Source organism: Rhizobium sp. ZPR4, assembly GCF_040215725.1.
GTDB lineage: Bacteria > Pseudomonadota > Alphaproteobacteria > Rhizobiales > Rhizobiaceae > Rhizobium > Rhizobium rhizogenes_D.
Window position 1 is genome coordinate 728,449 of sequence record NZ_CP157969.1, and the last position, 16,092, is coordinate 744,540.

At 59.3% G+C, this 16,092-nt stretch carries 11 protein-coding genes; 8 read left to right on the top strand and 3 right to left on the bottom strand.

Features of this window, described 5'->3' with window-relative positions; genetic code table 11:
- Positions 1 to 85 precede the first annotated feature (85 nt).
- Together ABOK31_RS31110 and ABOK31_RS31115 are read left to right on the top strand one after the other, a co-directional pair.
- The gene (locus tag ABOK31_RS31110; RefSeq protein WP_349961485.1) at positions 86 to 3,787 is read left to right on the top strand and encodes an autotransporter domain-containing protein; all 3,702 of its coding nucleotides are present in this window, start codon (positions 86 to 88) and stop codon (positions 3,785 to 3,787) included.
- A gap of 202 nt (positions 3,788 to 3,989) precedes the next feature.
- Positions 3,990 to 4,739, top strand: coding sequence for a 2OG-Fe(II) oxygenase (locus tag ABOK31_RS31115; protein ID WP_349961487.1), 750 nt, complete (start codon positions 3,990 to 3,992; stop codon positions 4,737 to 4,739).
- An 8-nt stretch (positions 4,740 to 4,747) separates the two neighbouring features.
- Here the strand turns inward: ABOK31_RS31115 and ABOK31_RS31120 are convergent, their stop codons facing one another.
- Positions 4,748 to 5,509 (bottom strand): helix-turn-helix transcriptional regulator, encoded by a 762-nt coding sequence (locus ABOK31_RS31120; protein ID WP_174172833.1) that lies wholly within the window; start codon positions 5,507 to 5,509, stop codon positions 4,748 to 4,750.
- A 169-nt stretch (positions 5,510 to 5,678) separates the two neighbouring features.
- Here ABOK31_RS31120 and ABOK31_RS31125 point away from each other — a divergent pair, with 169 nt between their 5' ends.
- Complete coding sequence (locus tag ABOK31_RS31125; RefSeq protein WP_349961488.1) at positions 5,679 to 7,937, top strand: marine proteobacterial sortase target protein; 2,259 nt, start codon at positions 5,679 to 5,681, stop codon at positions 7,935 to 7,937.
- The gene (locus tag ABOK31_RS31130) at positions 7,934 to 8,554 is read left to right on the top strand and encodes a class GN sortase (RefSeq protein WP_349961489.1); all 621 of its coding nucleotides are present in this window, start codon (positions 7,934 to 7,936) and stop codon (positions 8,552 to 8,554) included. The genes ABOK31_RS31125 and ABOK31_RS31130 overlap by 4 nt, the downstream gene beginning before the upstream one ends.
- Positions 8,555 to 8,591: 37 nt before the next feature.
- Here ABOK31_RS31130 and ABOK31_RS31135 read toward each other — a convergent pair whose 3' ends face one another.
- The gene (locus ABOK31_RS31135; protein WP_349961490.1) at positions 8,592 to 9,581 is read right to left on the bottom strand and encodes a nitrilase family protein; all 990 of its coding nucleotides are present in this window, start codon (positions 9,579 to 9,581) and stop codon (positions 8,592 to 8,594) included.
- 90 nt (positions 9,582 to 9,671) lie between these two features.
- On the opposite strand from ABOK31_RS31135, the gene ABOK31_RS31140 reads away from it, so the two are divergent.
- The 4 genes from ABOK31_RS31140 (at position 9,672) to repC (ending at position 15,110) form a co-directional block, all read left to right on the top strand.
- Positions 9,672 to 10,565, top strand: a complete 894-nt coding sequence (locus ABOK31_RS31140) for a LysR family transcriptional regulator (protein ID WP_349961492.1) — start codon at positions 9,672 to 9,674, stop codon at positions 10,563 to 10,565.
- A gap of 879 nt (positions 10,566 to 11,444) precedes the next feature.
- Positions 11,445 to 12,668: a plasmid partitioning protein RepA gene (repA, locus tag ABOK31_RS31145; RefSeq protein ID WP_174172838.1), complete on the top strand. Its 1,224-nt coding sequence runs from the start codon at positions 11,445 to 11,447 to the stop codon at positions 12,666 to 12,668.
- Positions 12,665 to 13,699, top strand: a complete 1,035-nt coding sequence (repB, locus tag ABOK31_RS31150) for a plasmid partitioning protein RepB (protein ID WP_174172839.1) — start codon at positions 12,665 to 12,667, stop codon at positions 13,697 to 13,699. Before repA ends, repB begins: the two co-directional genes overlap by 4 nt.
- Positions 13,700 to 13,886: 187 nt before the next feature.
- Positions 13,887 to 15,110 carry a plasmid replication protein RepC gene (gene repC, locus ABOK31_RS31155; RefSeq protein ID WP_174172840.1) on the top strand — a complete coding sequence of 408 codons (1,224 nt, stop codon included), beginning with the start codon at positions 13,887 to 13,889 and terminating at the stop codon, positions 15,108 to 15,110.
- Positions 15,111 to 15,302: 192 nt separating this feature from the next.
- Here repC and ABOK31_RS31160 read toward each other — a convergent pair whose 3' ends face one another.
- The gene (locus tag ABOK31_RS31160; RefSeq protein WP_167376662.1) at positions 15,303 to 15,473 is read right to left on the bottom strand and encodes a hypothetical protein; all 171 of its coding nucleotides are present in this window, start codon (positions 15,471 to 15,473) and stop codon (positions 15,303 to 15,305) included.
- Between the last annotated feature and the right edge of the window lie 619 nt (positions 15,474 to 16,092).

Genomic DNA, 16,092 nt, shown 5'->3' on the forward strand with positions numbered 1-16,092 from the left:
AACTTTCAGGTCGTATTTACGAAACGTTAACCATAAATGCCGTTTCTACAAATGTGCAACATCACGTTGTAGGAAGCTTTTTTGAATGCTGGCTGCTGTGCGCGCCACCTTGCGCATATCGACGTTTCTCGTTCCCGTTTCGGCCTGCCTCAACCCGGCAGTTGCCGTCGCGGCGTCATTGTCGTGGACGGGTGCAGCCGACAGCAACTGGAACAATGCGAACAACTGGTCGACGGCAGCCGTTCCGAACTCCGTCAGCTCGGTGGTGATCGACGGCGGCAATTTCCCCGCCGAGATTCTTGCCGGTGATTCAGCCTCGACCGGCGATCTCACCGTCGGACTTGCCAGTGATGGGACATTGACGGCTCTCGGAGCGCTTCAGACTTCCTCAGCCTCCATCGGCTCGCATGCGGGCGTGACCGGCACCTTCGACCTGACAGGCTCTGCTGCAAACTGGCAGAACAGCGGAACGCTTCTGGTCGGCGACCAGGGAACGGGGACGTTTACGGTCAGCGCCGGCGGTCAATATACCGGTAGCGGTCCCGTTTATGTCGGTTATGCCTCCGGAAGTAACGGCAGTGTCACCGTCAGCGGCCAATCCTCATTCACGCTTTCGGGCGGCCAGTCACTCTTCGTCGGCTATGACGGTCAAGGCTCATTCGACCTGACGGACGGCGCCACCGCCAGCACCGGTGATGCGACGCTTGGATACGGCACCGGTGGCACGGGCTCCGTGTCGGTATCGGGTGCTGGCACAAGCTGGTTGATCGACGGAGATCTGGTCGTGGGTCGTGACGGCACCGGGACGATCATCATAGCAACCGGCGCGACTGTTTCGAACGACAATGCGACGATCGGGCTTGGAAACGGCGGCGGCACGAGCTCCGCGACGATTTCCGGTCTAGGCTCGCAATGGACAACCAGCGGAGTTCTAACGGTTGGCTCCAGCGGGGCTGGCGCGCTCTCCATCTACTCCGGCTCGACCGTATCGAGCGGCTCGGCCATCATTGGGCGCTTCGCCAGCGGCTCCGTCACCGTCGGCGGTGCGGGCTCGCTCTGGAACACCGGCGCTCTGCTGGTCGGCGGCGATCACAACGACGCGGATAGCTCTGGTGCCAACGGCAAGCTTGACATCAGCACCGGCGGTGAAGTCACCAGCAGCTCGGCGGTTATCGCCGACGGCAAGAATTCGGCCGGCGCGGTGACCGTCGATGGCGCCGGCTCGCATTGGGATATCAATGCCGACCTGACTGTCGGCAATGAAGGCTCAGGCTCCCTCTCGGTATCAGGATCGGCAAGCGCCAGCGCGGCAACGGTAACGCTCGGCAAGGAAACCTCGTCGAGCGGTACACTTGTCGTTATCGGCAATGGCAGCCATTTCGACATGAGCGGCGAGTTGCAGGATGGCGCGGCCGGGAGCGGATCGCTGCAGGTCCTGGCGGACGGCTCGCTTTCGACGGGCAATGCCTCGCTCGGCACCGAGGCCGGCGGCAACGGCCAGGCGCTCGTCAGCGGCGCGGGCAGCCATTGGGCGATCGATGGCGAGCTCGATGTCGGCAGTAGCAGCGGTGGCACGGGAAGCCTTGCGGTGTCATCGCAAGGTGCGCTGACGAGCCAGAGCGCCAGCATCGGCACGGCCACAGACGCCACCGGCTCCGTGACCGTGACGGGTTCCGGTTCGAATTGGACGAACCAAGGCAACCTGACGGTCGGTGATGCCGGAGCCAGCACGCTGGATGTCATCCAGGGCGGTACGGTCAAGACGGCAAACGCCACCATCGGCAATGCAGCGGGCAGCAACGGCGCTGTCAACGTCACCGGAGAAGGGTCGGTCCTTTCGGTCGACGACAGATTGACCGTCGGAAATGCCGGTAACGCCAGCCTTACCTTGAGCGGTGGCTCGACCCTCTCCGCGTCGAGCCTGACGATTGCGGCTCAGACCAGCTCCACGGCTTCGGTCAATGTCGGCGCCGCCCTTGGCCAGACCGCGACGGGCGCGGCGACACTCGATGTCGACACCATCCATTTCGGCAGCGGTGATGGCTCTCTCGTCTTCAATTTTGGCGGCGCAGCCCAGACCCTGGCTGCGACGATCGACGGCAATGGTTCACTTTACGTCGCCTCTGGTGACGTGACCCTGACGGGCAATTCCAGCGCCTTCAGCGGCGTGACCTCGATCTCCGGCGGCAGCCTGATCGTTGACGGGACACTTGGCGGATCGATCAATCTCAGCGGTTATGGCGTGCTGGGTGGAACGGGCACGGTCGGCTCGACGGTCGTTGGCGCCGGCGCGACGCTGTCGCCGGGCGACAACGGCATCGGCACGCTAACGGTCGATGGCAATCTGACCACGCAAAGCGGCTCCACTATTTTGGTGGAAAGCAACGAGACGGCGACCGATCGCATCGATGTAACCGGGACGGCCAGCCTGAACGGCGGAACTCTTTCGCTGGTCGGAGGCAGCCTTAAAGCCTTTACGAACTACACAATTCTCTCGGCAACCGGCGGAATTTCCGGCGGATTCGATGCCATCCAGTCGAACTATGCTTTCGTCACGCCGGTCCTCGACTATTCCGGCGGTACAATCGATCTTACCCTCGAGCGCAACAGCACCTCCTTCGCTGCCGCCGGCACGACTGCAAACCAACGCTCGACAGCGCGCGGCATCGAAAGCCTCGGCGCTTCGAACAGCCTTTACGATGCCGTCGCGGTCTTGAGCATGAATGAGGCATCCGGAGCGCTGCAGCAGCTTGCCGGCGAAATTCATACATCTCTTTTAGGGACGTCTTTCGACAATGGCCGCTTCGTCCGTGACGCCGCCATCGATCGGCTCCGCGACATGCAGGGCGGTGTTACCGCCAGCACCAAGCAGGCGCGGGTAACAAGCGATGCCGGTCTCGCCTATGCGAGCGACGATCGGCACCAGGCAACCGCGTCGGAAAAAGCCATCGACGGGATTCTCGCCGATCCGGCCAATGGTTTGGCGTCCGTCTGGAGCGCGCCCTATGGCGGCTGGACCTCCTCGGACAATGGCAGCAGCAGCACCGGCGGCATCCTCTTCGGCTTCGATACCACGCTCAATGATACGGGCTGGCGCATTGGAGCGCTGGCGGGCTATGGCCGCAGCCGGTTCAGCCAATCCGATGTCTCCGCCCATGCCGATACGGACAACTACAATGTCGGGCTTTATGCCGGCAAGACATGGGGCTCCCTCGCACTGCGGCTTGGCGGCACCTATGGCCTGCAATCCGTCTCCACCCTTCGCGATATCGATTTCTCCGGCTACGCCGATTCCCTGCGTGCCGACTATAACGCCTATACGGCGCAGGTGTTCGGCGAGCTGGCCTATGATATCGCCCTGGGTGACACCCGCCTTGAACCCTATGCCAATGTGACCTTTACCGACGTGCGAAGCAGCGCCTTTTCGGAACGAGGGGGTGCGGCGGCTCTCAGCGGCAGCACCGATCAATCGCCCGTCACCTTCGCCACCTTTGGCGTTCGGGCCGAGCGGAACATCGCTTTGGCGGATATGCCTGCCAAGCTTTATGGCGCGCTGGGCTGGCAACACGCATTCGGCGATCTCGATATCAGCTCGCGCATGGCCTTTGCGGGCAGCGATATTTTTACCGAAAGCGGAACCGTCGTCGACCGGGACTCGCTGGTCGTCGACGCAGGGTTCGACATCGCGCTCAGCCAGCAGATTTCGCTCGCGCTTGATTACAACGGCAACTTCGGCGCCGAGAACCGCGCCCACCTCTTCCGATTGCTCTTGCAGGCGCGGTATTGATCGCAGACCGCTGCTGCAGCAAAGCTCCCAACATCCCACCATATCAAGCTTTCAGCCTGAAGGCTGGATGGCTCTCATTCGTGTCCGCAGCACATCGCAAATCGGGTGGCCGGTCCCCCGATTCGAAAGTTAGGATTCGGTTTTCGCGGTATCCGCAGCGCATCGAACGGCGACTGCGATCCGCCCAAACGGAGGACACGACATGAACACTCAGCTATCCAGCTTCGCTCCGCCCCCCATGGAAAGCACTTTAGAGGCTCGGGTCGACGCCTACGATTGGTCGTCCCTGGCGGGAGAGCTTGACGGCTTCGGCTGTGCCATCCTTCCGAAGCTTCTAGCACCCGACGAATGCGGTGCAATCTCCCGGCTCTACCCCGAGGAGCGTCATTTCCGCAGCCACATCATCATGGCACGTCACGGCTTCGGAAGGGGCGAATACCGTTACTTCAACTATCCGCTGCCGGGGCTCCTCGGTGGATTGCGCACCGCGCTTTATCCGCATCTTGCCAATATCGCAAACCGATGGAACGCGCGGATGGGCATCGAGGAACGCTATCCCGATGAGCACGCAGCCTTCCTGAGGCAATGTCATGAGGCCGGCCAGAGGCGCCCGACGCCGCTGCTGCTGCAATATGTGCCGGGAGACTTCAACTGCCTGCACCAGGACCTCTATGGCGAGCTTGCCTTTCCGATCCAGGTCGCAATTCTGCTGTCCGAGCCCGGCCGGGACTTCACCGGCGGCGAGTTCGTTTTGACCGAGCAACGGCCACGCATGCAAAGCCGGGTTGAGGTCGTGCCGCTTCGCCAAGGCGATGCCGTCGCCTTCGCGGTCCATAATCGGCCGGTGCGGGGAACGAAAGGGAGCTATCGTGTCAATCTCAGGCACGGTGTAAGCCGGGTCCGCTCAGGCATGCGCCACACCGTCGGCATCATCTTTCACGACGCCCGTTAAGGGCGCCGCTACCCGACGAAGCCGGCGTAACTTTCCTCGATGATTCTGCGCATGATCGCCGAGTAGGCGTCGTGATTCTGATCGCCCGCCAAGACGCGCCCCAGCGACGGCTGGGCGAAAGCCGACATGGGTAGAAGAGCGAGTGGTGTCGAGACGGGTGTGAGGTGAGACCCCTGCCCGGCGCGTAAAGTCGTCAGCAAGCCGAACATCTCGCCAGTGATGCTAGGCCTCGACAATATCGCCATGCGATATTGCCCGGACGAATTCGTCACGAGATAGATGTGTCCGGACAGGTGCGGCACCGACACCGAGCCCTGCTGCGAAAACGAGGCATCGCTGCGCTCGCGCTCCCGAAAGCTCAGACAGGTCCGTTCTTCATCCCAGGCGATCTCGGTGCAATAGGCGAAGATCGCCTTCGCATCGCCAAAGGATGGACGAAGCGTCAGGTAAGTGCCCTCTAGCCACGAAACCGAGGCACGGGAATAGGCGCCAAGCTCCTCCGGGGCGTGACCTGGTTTGTCGTTGACGACAGGCGCTTGCGTTCCAACCGGTTCCCGCAGGACGACACCCATAGCCTGTTCCAGCCGAATGAGGGTCGCAAGCGTGAAAGGGCGATGGCCGGAAAGAGCCTTCTCCAAGGTCGAAAGGCTGATGCGCGCATCGTTGGCAAGGCGCTGCCTGGAAATGCGCCGCCGGGCGATCTCTTCGCGAACCCGCGCCGCCACGGCGCTGTTCTGACTGTCGGACAAATACGGGTCGCCCTGGACCATTCCTTCGTTTCCTGTTTGCGTAATTTTCTTCACAATTCCACACATGCCCGCCACCGGCAAGACCGTTTGCGGCAAGATGCGGACGAAACAGGGCAAAGCTTACGCTGGCGAGAAAATAGCCTTTGTTCACAATGGCTTCAGTCATTCCACGGCGAACAAGGAGCCTGTCATGTCAGCCTCGCCAAACATCTCGCGCTACCAAAAGCGGCAAAATTTCCTCATCAGATTCGGCCTGTTGCTCTGGTTCAGCAATGCCATCCTGCTGCCGGTGCTTGCCGTCATTTTCGCACTGCTTCATCCTCTGGAATCGCACGCGCAGCCGGCGACCTTCGTCACGCCAAACGAAATGGGCGCGGGTAGCCTTCTTCTTCAAACCAAGGAAGAAGGGAAATATATCGAGGCGCCTCGCCTTGCGACCGATGTCGATCTCGACGTCAACGGCCCGACGGCACGCGCCGTTCTGACCCAGGCCTTCGAGAACACGACCGACAAATGGGTCGAAGCCCTCTACGTATTTCCTCTTCCGGAAGACAGTGCCGTCTATTCGCTGAAGATGATCGTCGGCAACCGCGTCATTGTCGCCGATATCAAGGAGAAGCAGGCCGCACGCGCCATCTACGAAAAGGCGCGCAAACAGGGGAAGAAGGCCACCCTGGTCGAGCAGCAGCGACCGAACGTCTTTACCAATGCGGTCGCAAACATTGGCCCGCATGAAAAGATCGTCGTCCAGATCGAGTATCAGCAGGCCGTACACCTGGCCGATGGCCGCTTCTCCTTGCGAGTTCCCCTGGTCGTCGCTCCCCGCTACACGCCGCAAAACGCGGAAGCCATCACACAGCAAGCAGACCTGAGGGCCGGCTGGGGTCAGACCAAGCAGCGCCCATCGCGCAACACGGGTGACAAGTCCGTCTCCGCGCCACTGTTGGCGCCGGACAGCAATCGCACTAATCCTGTCACGCTGAAGGTCAATCTCAATGCCGGCTTTCCGCTCGACGATATCAAGAGCCTCTACCACACCGTCAAGATCGATAGGATAAGCGATAGCGCACGTCGGATCGTTCTGGATGGCGATGCGACCGCTGACCGTGACTTCGTGCTCGAATGGAGCGCCGTCGCAAGCAATGTACCGAGCGTCGGTCTCTTCCGCGAGCACGTCGGCAAGGATGACTACGTGCTTGCCTATGTGACGCCGCCAGCAGTAGCGACGCCGCAAAAAGCCGGCCGCGAAGTGGTCTTCGTCATCGACAATTCCGGCTCCATGGGCGGCACGTCGATCGAGCAGGCACGAGCAAGCCTCGATTACGCCCTCTCCCGGCTCGAGCCGAACGACCGCTTCAACGTCATCCGCTTCGACGACACGATGACCAAGTTCTTCCCGGACTCGGTCATGGCGACGGCCGAGAATATCGCCTCGGCCCGCGGCTTCGTCACCAGCCTGCAGGCTGCCGGCGGAACCGAAATGCTGCCGCCGCTCCATGCCGCGCTCGACGACAGCCATCAGGCCGATGGGTTGCGCCAGGTCGTGTTCCTCACCGACGGCGAAGTCAGCAATGAGCAGCAGCTTCTCGATGCGATCGCGCAATCGCGTGGCCGCTCGCGCATCTTCATGGTCGGCATCGGCTCGGCGCCGAACACCTATCTGATGAGCCGCGCCGCCGAACTCGGCCGTGGCAGCTTCACCCATATCGGTTCGGTCGCCGAGGTGAACGAGCGCATGCGCGCCCTCTTCGACAAGCTGGAGAATCCGGCCGTCACCGATGTCGCCGCGGTCTTTTCGGAAAAGAATGTCAGCCTGTCACCCAACCTTTTGCCCGACATCTATCACGGCGAACCGCTGGTGCTTGCCGCCCGGATGGGCAAAGCTGTCGGCTCTCTCACCGTCAGCGGCATGGTCGGCAATCGGCCATGGACGATCTCCCTGCCGCTCGATCAGGCAAGCAATGCCAAGGGCATTTCCAAGATCTGGGCTCGCCGCCAGATCGATGATGCCGAGGTCAATCTCACGCTCGGCAAGATCACGCAGGCCGACGCCGACAAACGGATCCTGCAATTGGCGCTCGACCATCATCTCGTCACGCGCCTGACAAGTCTCGTCGCAGTCGATACCAAGCGCCCGCGCCCGGCAAATACACCTCTGACCGAGGCCGACATACCCCTGCAGCTGCCCGCCGGCTGGGACTACGATAAGCTCCTCGGCATCGGTGCAACACGCGATGCGAAGGCGGACACCAGGCATCAGCAGGCACTCGACAAGTCACAGGGTGCCGATGGCAATGCGGAGCTTGAGCCAATCTCTACATCGGCTCAGGCCAGCGTTCCGCTACCGCAGACGGCAACGCCGGGAATGCTTCTCATTCTCCAGGGATTGTTTGCTCTCTTGTGTGGGACTTCGCTGATGGTCTTCGCGTCGCGAAGGAGCCGGGTATGATCGCCGCCACTCGCCTTCAAACCCTCGGGAGCGCGCCAGCGCGCTCCCTTCTGATTGCAGCTGCCGGCATTTTCATCGCGGCCGGTCTCTTCTTCACCGCACAGGGAGGGTGGATCTATGCCAAGGCAGCTTTGGCGCAGATTCTCCTGGAGCGTGCCTTTGCCGAGAGCGTGACATCAGGTGCGCCGGTCAAGCCCTGGAGCTGGGCCGACACCTGGCCTGTGGCACGCATCGAGGTTCAGCGCCTAGGCGTTTCCGCCATCGCGCTGAAGGGCGCAAGCGGCCAGGCGCTTGCCTTCGGCCCCGGCCACCTCGACAATACCCCGCAGGCCGGCGAAGAAGGTACGGCCGTCTATGCGGCGCACCGCGACACCCATTTTACCTTCCTGAGAGACATCAAGGAGAATGACCGCATCCGCATCACCCGCCGCGACGGCCGGAGCTTCACGTTCCGCGTGACGCATATGGCCGTCGCCCGCTGGGACGAGGCCGAGATCGACCCTGATGCACGCGGTGTCCATCTCGTGCTCGCGACATGCTTTCCCTTCGACGCCGTCACCTCAGGCCCGCTTCGCTATCTGGTCTACGGTGATCTTGAAGAGACTGCCACGCCATGACCGCTTGCGTGAAACGCCCTGACATCGCGCACCGACCCTATTTGCTCGGCCCCGGCCGCTCGATGCCGCGGGTAGACGCTTCCGAGTAGCGTGCGTCCATGGGCGCGAGGCCGTTGGCGTTAGGTTGGGTCAGAACGCCATAGAGTTCCGGGCGGCGGCCTCTTATCCAGCGCTGGCCCGTGCATTTGTCGAGCAAGGCCAGATCGATTTCAGCGCTCACCCTTGCATCGGCGGCCGCCCAGGTCTCGGCCAGGATCCGTCCATACGGATCGAGGATCATGGCGTTGCCGGTGCGCACCTCGTCCTCATCCTGGCCAACACCATTGCTGAAGACGAGGAACATTCCATTGTCGTGGGCGCGCGACGGCAGCCAGCGCATGAACCATTCCCGGCCGTTCGGGCCGCGAAACTCGGCCTCTATCGCCTCGGGATCTTCATGACGATTGGTCCATTTCTCGACCGGTATCCGCTTCAGCCCATGCGGGCTTACCGAATGGCCGCCGCCCGCCTGATGCGGCGCGATCAGCAATTCGGCGCCGAGCAACGCGGTGGCGCGCGCATTCTCGATCAGATTATTGTCCCAGCAGATCAGGATGCCGGCACGAATTCCCCACGGTGTGTCGAAGACCGTGAAGGCATCGCCGCTGGAAATGAGGCGATGCTCCCAGGCATGCAGTTTGCGATGGCAATGGATGCGCCCATCCGGCATGCAGACCGCATAGCTGTTATAGAGTTTTCCGTTTTCACCCAACTCCAGGAAGCCGACACCGATCGCGATACCCTTCTCGCGCGCTAAGGCGGCGACACGGGCAACCGACGGCCCCGAAAGCGGCTCCGCCAGCGCCTGCAGCGCAGGGCCATCGAGCTTGGGAACGTGCCAATATCCGCAGATGCACATTTCGGGAAATACGACGAGCTGGTTGCCGGCCTGAACGGCTTCTTCCGTGAAATGCACTATGCGTGAGAGATTGTAGGCCTTGTCATTGGCCCGATGCTGAAACTGTACGGATGAAATTTTGAGCGCCATGTCGATTGCTCCTTTGGTCGTGAAGCAATTTGACCACGCGGGTTCTCTTTCGTAAAATAACTTTATCGATTGAAATTATTCCTGAGTAGAATGGAAATAAAGCTCCTCCGATCCTTCGTTCAATTGATCGACACCGGCCACTACGGCAAGGCCTCGGCAAAACTGTTCGTCACTCAGTCAACCCTGACCAAGCAGATTCAAGCTTTGGAAGCCGCAATGGGCGGAGCGTTGTTCGAACGTGGTCGTCATGGTGCCAAGCTGACGCCGCTTGGAGAGCTCCTGCAGCGCGAAGCACGCCCGCTTCTTCAATTGAACGACGATGTCGACCGGAAGATGCATCGCGCGATGGCCGGCCTTACCGGATACCTCGATATCGGGTTTGGAATATCGACCCTCGTCGTCGCGCCACAACTGATCGCCAGCTTTCGCGCGGCGACGCCGGATTGCAGCATCACGCTCAACGACCTGCCATCACGGGAGCAGCATCAGCGCCTGCTCGACGGCCGGCTCGATATCGGCTTCTGCCGGGCGCCGGAGGAAGATAGCGGTCTGGCTTTCATGCCCGTCATCGAGGAGCATCTGGCCCTGGTGCTTCCAAGTGGAATGACCATACCGGCCTCGGACCGACTGACGGAGTTGAACGAGCTTGGCTTTGTGGCACTTTCGCCATCGCGCGGACCGGGACTGGATGATCAGATCAGGCGCTGGTGTTCGTTTGCCGGCTTCGAGCCTCGCATCGCCCAATATGCCGACGATATACTGACCGTCCATGCCATCGCTTCTGCCGGCTTGGGCGCGGCATTCCTGCCCTGGCGTGGCGTGCAGGCATTGGCTGGGTCCAACCATAAGCAGTCTCTCTCAGGACCAGAATCAAGATGGCCGATTGGAATTTGCTGGCATCGCAAACATGCGAGCCCCCTGCTGGCCCACTTCATCGATCACGTGTCGAGGAACCTTGAGCCCGACCAAGCGCGGGCCGGCTGACAATCGAGATAAGGCCTCGATACACCGGCATTTTACGATGCAAACGATCGCTCTCGTTGCTGACGATGGGGTTATGCATCCAACCCCATCGTCTGAAAGGCGCTAAATGTGAGCCCGCCCGACGTCGTCGGCGGACAGTGCAAACGCTTTGATGGTCAAAACGAACCATGCAGCCAAAGCATTGTCGGCGTGCCGAGAATTGTCATGGCAATCACCACTGAAACCGCCATCTTGATCGCTTTGATACGCCGTGTCCTGACGCCGCTCCAATCATAACTCAAAATCGCTAACCCTCACAAATCATTAATGATTCGCAAACTAGAGCTGACCCGCCTTTCGGCAAGGGACGATGATGATTCGTCCACAACGGATATTTCCGCGATGTTTCGATATGGATGACACCGAGGTCGAGGCCATCAGATCGCCAGAGGAAACTGCTGAGAGCAGAAGAGAGACTGCCGCGTCTGAGCGTCCCGGATACCGAACCAAGAGATTCTGCACCATGCGTTTCGCCTGCATCGGCTGCGAAGGAAGGCTGAATTTTTGAGGGAGACCATTCGTAGGGTGTCGACTCACCCGGACCGATATAGTGATTCTCATCACTGCAATCGTCGCTAATCTTAGCCGGATAGACGTCCGGCGATCGACGGTAACCGTACTCTACTCTCAAAAGGTGTGAGTCATCACCGCGGCCATCTTCGGCGACTTGCCGCAGAAAACTCAAGAAAAGCAGTATATTAAATGGCCGAGAGCAGAGTCTCGGCTGTCACACGTTAACCGGTCATTAACCGTTAATCTCTGGACGGCCTGACAGAATCGTGTTCTATCTTCTGGCGGGCAAAGGTCGGCAAACCGGCGACAGACCGCCAAGAGGGACAAATGGCGATAGCGAACCGCACGGAGACTGTAGCTCCTTCAAAGGAAAATGCAGCCAGCAAAATTGCGCGGCATGCAACGGTGTTGTCTGGTCAGCTCCAGCAGCTCAGAACGCGGATGTATCCGCCGAAATCCGAGAAGATGCTGCGCCAGTTCCTGACCAACGAAGTGTCCAAGCTGACGTCCATTCCGGATTCGACCTTGAAGCTGATGTCGAGCGAAGGCCGTGGCCCAGTTCCTAGCCGATTGGAAAACAATCATCGGGTCTACACGCTTGCCCAGATCAACGAATTGCGGGAGCTGTTTGCCAAGCAGAAGCCGGCGGAAGCCCTTCGCTTCCTGCCTCGACGCCGGCCGGGTGAACATCTGCAGGTGATGGCGATCGCCAACTTCAAGGGTGGCAGCGCCAAGACGACCACCTGCGTTCACCTTGCGCATTATCTTGCGCTGCATGGCTATCGCGTGCTCGCCCTCGATCTCGATCCGCAGGCGTCGCTTTCGGCCATGTTCGGCGCCCAGCCGGAAATAGATGTCGGCGCCAACGAAACCATCTATGCGGCGCTCAGATATGACGTGACCGAGAGGCGCTCGATCCGCGAAATCATCCGCAAAACCTATTTTGACGGCATTGATCTTATTCCGGGCAACCTGGAGGTCATGGAGTATGAGCACGAGACGCCTCGCGTTCTTGCTCAAAGGTCCGGCTCCGGCGCCATCTTTTTCGAACGCCTCAAGTTGGCGCTTGCCGAGGTCGAAAACGACTACGACATCGTCATCCTCGACACACCTCCGTCGCTCGGGTTTCTGACCCTGAGCGCCATCTACGCCGCCACAAGCATGATCATCACGGTGCACCCCGCGATGCTCGACGTAGCATCGATGAGCCAGTTCCTGCTCATGATGGGCGATCTGATCAGCGTGCTCAACGAAAGCGGCGCGCAGCTCGATCAGGATTTCATCCGCTATCTTGTCACGCGCCACGACCCGAACGATGCGCCGCAGTCGCAGGTCGTGGCGATGCTGCGCCATCTCTTCGGCACCGATGTCCTGTTGCCGACGGCAATCGAGAGCACTGCGGTCGAGGCTGCCGGGCTTGCCAAGCGCTCCCTCTACGAACTCGAAATGGGGCAGATCGGCCGAGACACGCATAAGCGCGCCCGCGAGGCCGTAGACGCCGTCAACGAAGCGATCGTTCATCTCATCAATACAAGTTGGGGACGTGGATGACCAAAAGCCCGAGAAAGTCCATCGTCGCCAGTTTCGGACTGCTTTCAGCCGAATTGGAAAGCAGCGAAAGCACGGCCGATCCGGCACCCTCCACCCCTGCCCCGGCGCAGTCGGGGCGCGTTGGCGCTGGCGTTATCGGCGCCGCGCATCGCGCAATCGGCGATATACGCGCTGAGCGTGACCGGCTGCGTGCCATTGTCGAATCCGGCGAAGGCTGGATTCAGGATCTCGATCCGCATGTGATCGATGCGTCGCCCTATCCGGATCGCCTGCCTGACGACGATCCCCAAGATTTCGAGAGATTCAAGCGCTCTATCGAGGAGGAAGGCCAGAAGGTTCCGATCCAGGTTCGACGGCACCCCTCTTCAGGCGATCGGTATCAGGTTGTCTATGGTCATCGCAGATGGCGGGCCACTCTTGAGCTCGGCCGTACCGTCCGTGCCATTGAGGTCGAGATTTCCGATCTCGATCTGGTTCTGGCGCAGGGGATCGAAAATGCGAGCCGGCAGGATCTGACATGGATCGAACGCGCCTTGTTTGCCTCGCGCATGGATGATGCGGGTATCAAGGCGCGCCACATCTATGCCGCCCTCTCTATCGAAGATGCTGAGCTCGCGCGAATGCGGAGCGTCTATCGCACAATTCCGGCAGATATCATCGAAGCGATCGGCAGGGCTCCGAAAGTCGGCCGGCCGCGTTGGCTGGATCTGGCGAAGACAATATCCGCTGCCCCCAATGCCCTTAAAGTGGTGCGCGCTGCTCTTTCAGACGCGAATGAGTCCAATGAAACCTCGGACCAGCGATTTCAGGTGGCGTTGAAAGCGATCAAGCCTCCGTCCGAAGCGCGCAACGCCCAGATTGCGATTTCCGATACATCGGGAACCAGATTGGGTGTGTTTATGACGTCGCCTCGGGAGGTTCGAATCTCTGCCGAGGGCAAATTAGGGACAGAATTCGTAAGATTTATCGAGGAAGAGCTGCCTGACCTTGTCGAGCGCTTCACTCGTTCGAGAAACAACAGCAACCCCTGACAGCTGTCAGGGTTTTCCGATTGGAAAGGAAACCTAGCAAAAGAAAAAAGGCCCCCAAACGTTGCCGTCGTGGAAGCCTTCTCTTCAATGTAGCAACTGAAGAATCGCATTTCCTCGAATCCCAGTCAAGAGTCTTTGGCACCGTTTTTGGTGATCGTATTTCTTTTGCCTCTTGAAGGTGAGGAAAATGCAGAATGGAAGTGTAACGACGCCCTTTGGGCGGCGCCCGATGACGCTTGCCTTGTTTCGGCAACAGATTGCCGCGACCATGATCGAGCCCAGCAAGTCGGTCGACAAATGGAAAGTCTTTCGAGACGCATCCGAAGCACGCCAAAAGCTCGGATTGCAGGATCGCAGCCTTGCCGTACTTGACGCTCTGTTGAGCTTCTATCCTGAAAACGAGCTACGCCAGGACGCCCAGCTCGTTGTCTTTCCGTCCAATGCGCAGCTGACTTTGCGTGCCCATGGCATCGCAGGTGCTACACTTCGCAGGCATCTTGCGCTTCTCGTCGAGGCTGGCCTGATCGTCAGAAAGGATAGCGCCAATGGCAAGCGCTATGCAAGAAAAGGCCGGACGGGCGAGATCGAAAATGCGTTTGGCTTCGATATCTCGCCGCTTCTGCTGCGTGCAGAGGAGCTTGCTATCATGGCTCAGGAAGTCGCAGCAGATCGGATCGCCTTCCGCCGCGCCAAGGAAAGCCTGACGATATCCCGACGCGATGTCCGCAAACTGATCGCAGCAGCAATCACGGAAGGCGTTGGAGGCAATTGGACACTGATCGAAGAACGTTATAGCGCCCTCGTCTCACGCATTCCGCGCTCCCCGACGATGTCCGACATCACCTCCATTCTGGAAGATATGGAGTTTCTCCGTGGCGAGATCATCAACCTTCTGGAAACGCAGCAAAAAATTGAAAATTATAGCACCAATGATGCCCATAATGAGCGGCACATACAGAGTTCGAATCCCGAATCCCTTAATGAACTTGAACCAAGCCTTCGAACAAAGCTGGAAGCGAGATTCACAGAAGGAGGCGGACTACAGAATGAGCCGATGCGTATCTTCCCGTTAGCTCTTGTGCTGAAGGCGTGCCCGGAAATAAGCTCATACGGGCCAACGGGTGTTATCAGTAGTTGGCGTGACCTGATGTGTGCTGCGGTCGTCGTCCGATCGATGCTGGGCGTCAGCCCGTCAGCCTATCAGCTCGCTTGCGAGATAATGGGACCGGAAAATGCTGCTGCGACGATAGCTTGCATTCTCGAGCGATCGGGGCATATCAAATCCGCCGGGGCCTATCTCCGGGACCTTACAGCCAAAGCGAAACGCGGTGAATTTTCACTCGGCCCGGCGCTTATGGCATTGCTTCGAGCACATAATGGAGACAGCGATCTCCTATTGAGGGTTTCCTGATGGTCTGGAGTACGTCTGTTCCCGAGATATTGACGACCTCATATGCCCGTTGGAATAAGCCTCTGGCGCGGCAAAGCGCACAGTCCATTGGACATGTCGCTTCCAACAAATGATACGGCCACAGCTGACCCTTCAGCTATGGCCGTCCATTGACCGTCGAACTTTGCCGACGACCAGAATTTGCGCATTGGATTAACGGCAGACGCGTTCCTTGCGAACGACCCAGTGGCCATGAACCTTGTGCTTCACGGTCTTCACAACGCAATCGTGGTGATGACGATGGAACGGGGCCGCTTGGGAGGGAGCGCTGACGGCGACAACCGAAGCCAGGGCGATAACGGAAGAGAGAAGCAGGCTTTTCATGTTAAACCTCGTAAGCATTGGGGGTTGATGCTGCGTGTTTACGCATGACTTTGATGACCGATTCAGACTTAACCGAAAATGAATAGCACCCTTACAATTTTGTAATGCGCGTTTTGGGACAGTCGCGCCATTCGAAGAGCCCGTTCTTGAGAAATTCGAACGCAGCTGACATCGGCATTAAACTGGATAGGCTAGGCGCAACGGATCATATTTGTTGCGCATCTCTGCCCATCGTTCCAACCGGCTCGCAAGTCGGAGCTCGGGCATAGCGCCGAACGACCGCAAGCTCTGTGGAGATTTTATTTGTTCGGGATATCGTCTGATTGACAAATTCGAGCGGAAAACTCATCCAAAAAGCCTATCGGATCGCTCATCCGGAACAGGCTTTGCGCCTATTCTAGGGGCAAAATCGCGGCTTGCGGCACATTGCCTTCCGGTCCCTCGGAAGGCTTAATCGGCACTGTATGACTCATGGAAGCTAACGCCGATATAGCTTCGCATTCCAAAAATTTCATTGGGAAATCTGATATTTAGACATCACCGAATTTAGGCATGAAGTGCGAAGCATTTCGTCTGTCTTGCGCAATATAGCACGCTAAGTGGACCGATTAGTCAAGAA

Bases quoted from the DNA above. Each gene is read 5' to 3' on its own strand.
- ABOK31_RS31110 (WP_349961485.1), top strand. From the start codon at position 86: ATGCTGGCTGCTGTGCGCGCCACCTTGCGCATATCGACGTTTCTCGTT.
- ABOK31_RS31115 (WP_349961487.1), top strand. From the start codon at position 3,990: ATGAACACTCAGCTATCCAGCTTCGCTCCGCCCCCCATGGAAAGCACT.
- ABOK31_RS31120 (WP_174172833.1), bottom strand. From the start codon at position 5,509: ATGGTCCAGGGCGACCCGTATTTGTCCGACAGTCAGAACAGCGCCGTG.
- ABOK31_RS31125 (WP_349961488.1), top strand. From the start codon at position 5,679: ATGTCAGCCTCGCCAAACATCTCGCGCTACCAAAAGCGGCAAAATTTC.
- ABOK31_RS31130 (WP_349961489.1), top strand. From the start codon at position 7,934: ATGATCGCCGCCACTCGCCTTCAAACCCTCGGGAGCGCGCCAGCGCGC.
- ABOK31_RS31135 (WP_349961490.1), bottom strand. From the start codon at position 9,581: ATGGCGCTCAAAATTTCATCCGTACAGTTTCAGCATCGGGCCAATGAC.
- ABOK31_RS31140 (WP_349961492.1), top strand. From the start codon at position 9,672: ATGGAAATAAAGCTCCTCCGATCCTTCGTTCAATTGATCGACACCGGC.
- repA (WP_174172838.1), top strand. From the start codon at position 11,445: ATGGCGATAGCGAACCGCACGGAGACTGTAGCTCCTTCAAAGGAAAAT.
- repB (WP_174172839.1), top strand. From the start codon at position 12,665: ATGACCAAAAGCCCGAGAAAGTCCATCGTCGCCAGTTTCGGACTGCTT.
- repC (WP_174172840.1), top strand. From the start codon at position 13,887: ATGCAGAATGGAAGTGTAACGACGCCCTTTGGGCGGCGCCCGATGACG.
- ABOK31_RS31160 (WP_167376662.1), bottom strand. From the start codon at position 15,473: ATGAAAAGCCTGCTTCTCTCTTCCGTTATCGCCCTGGCTTCGGTTGTC.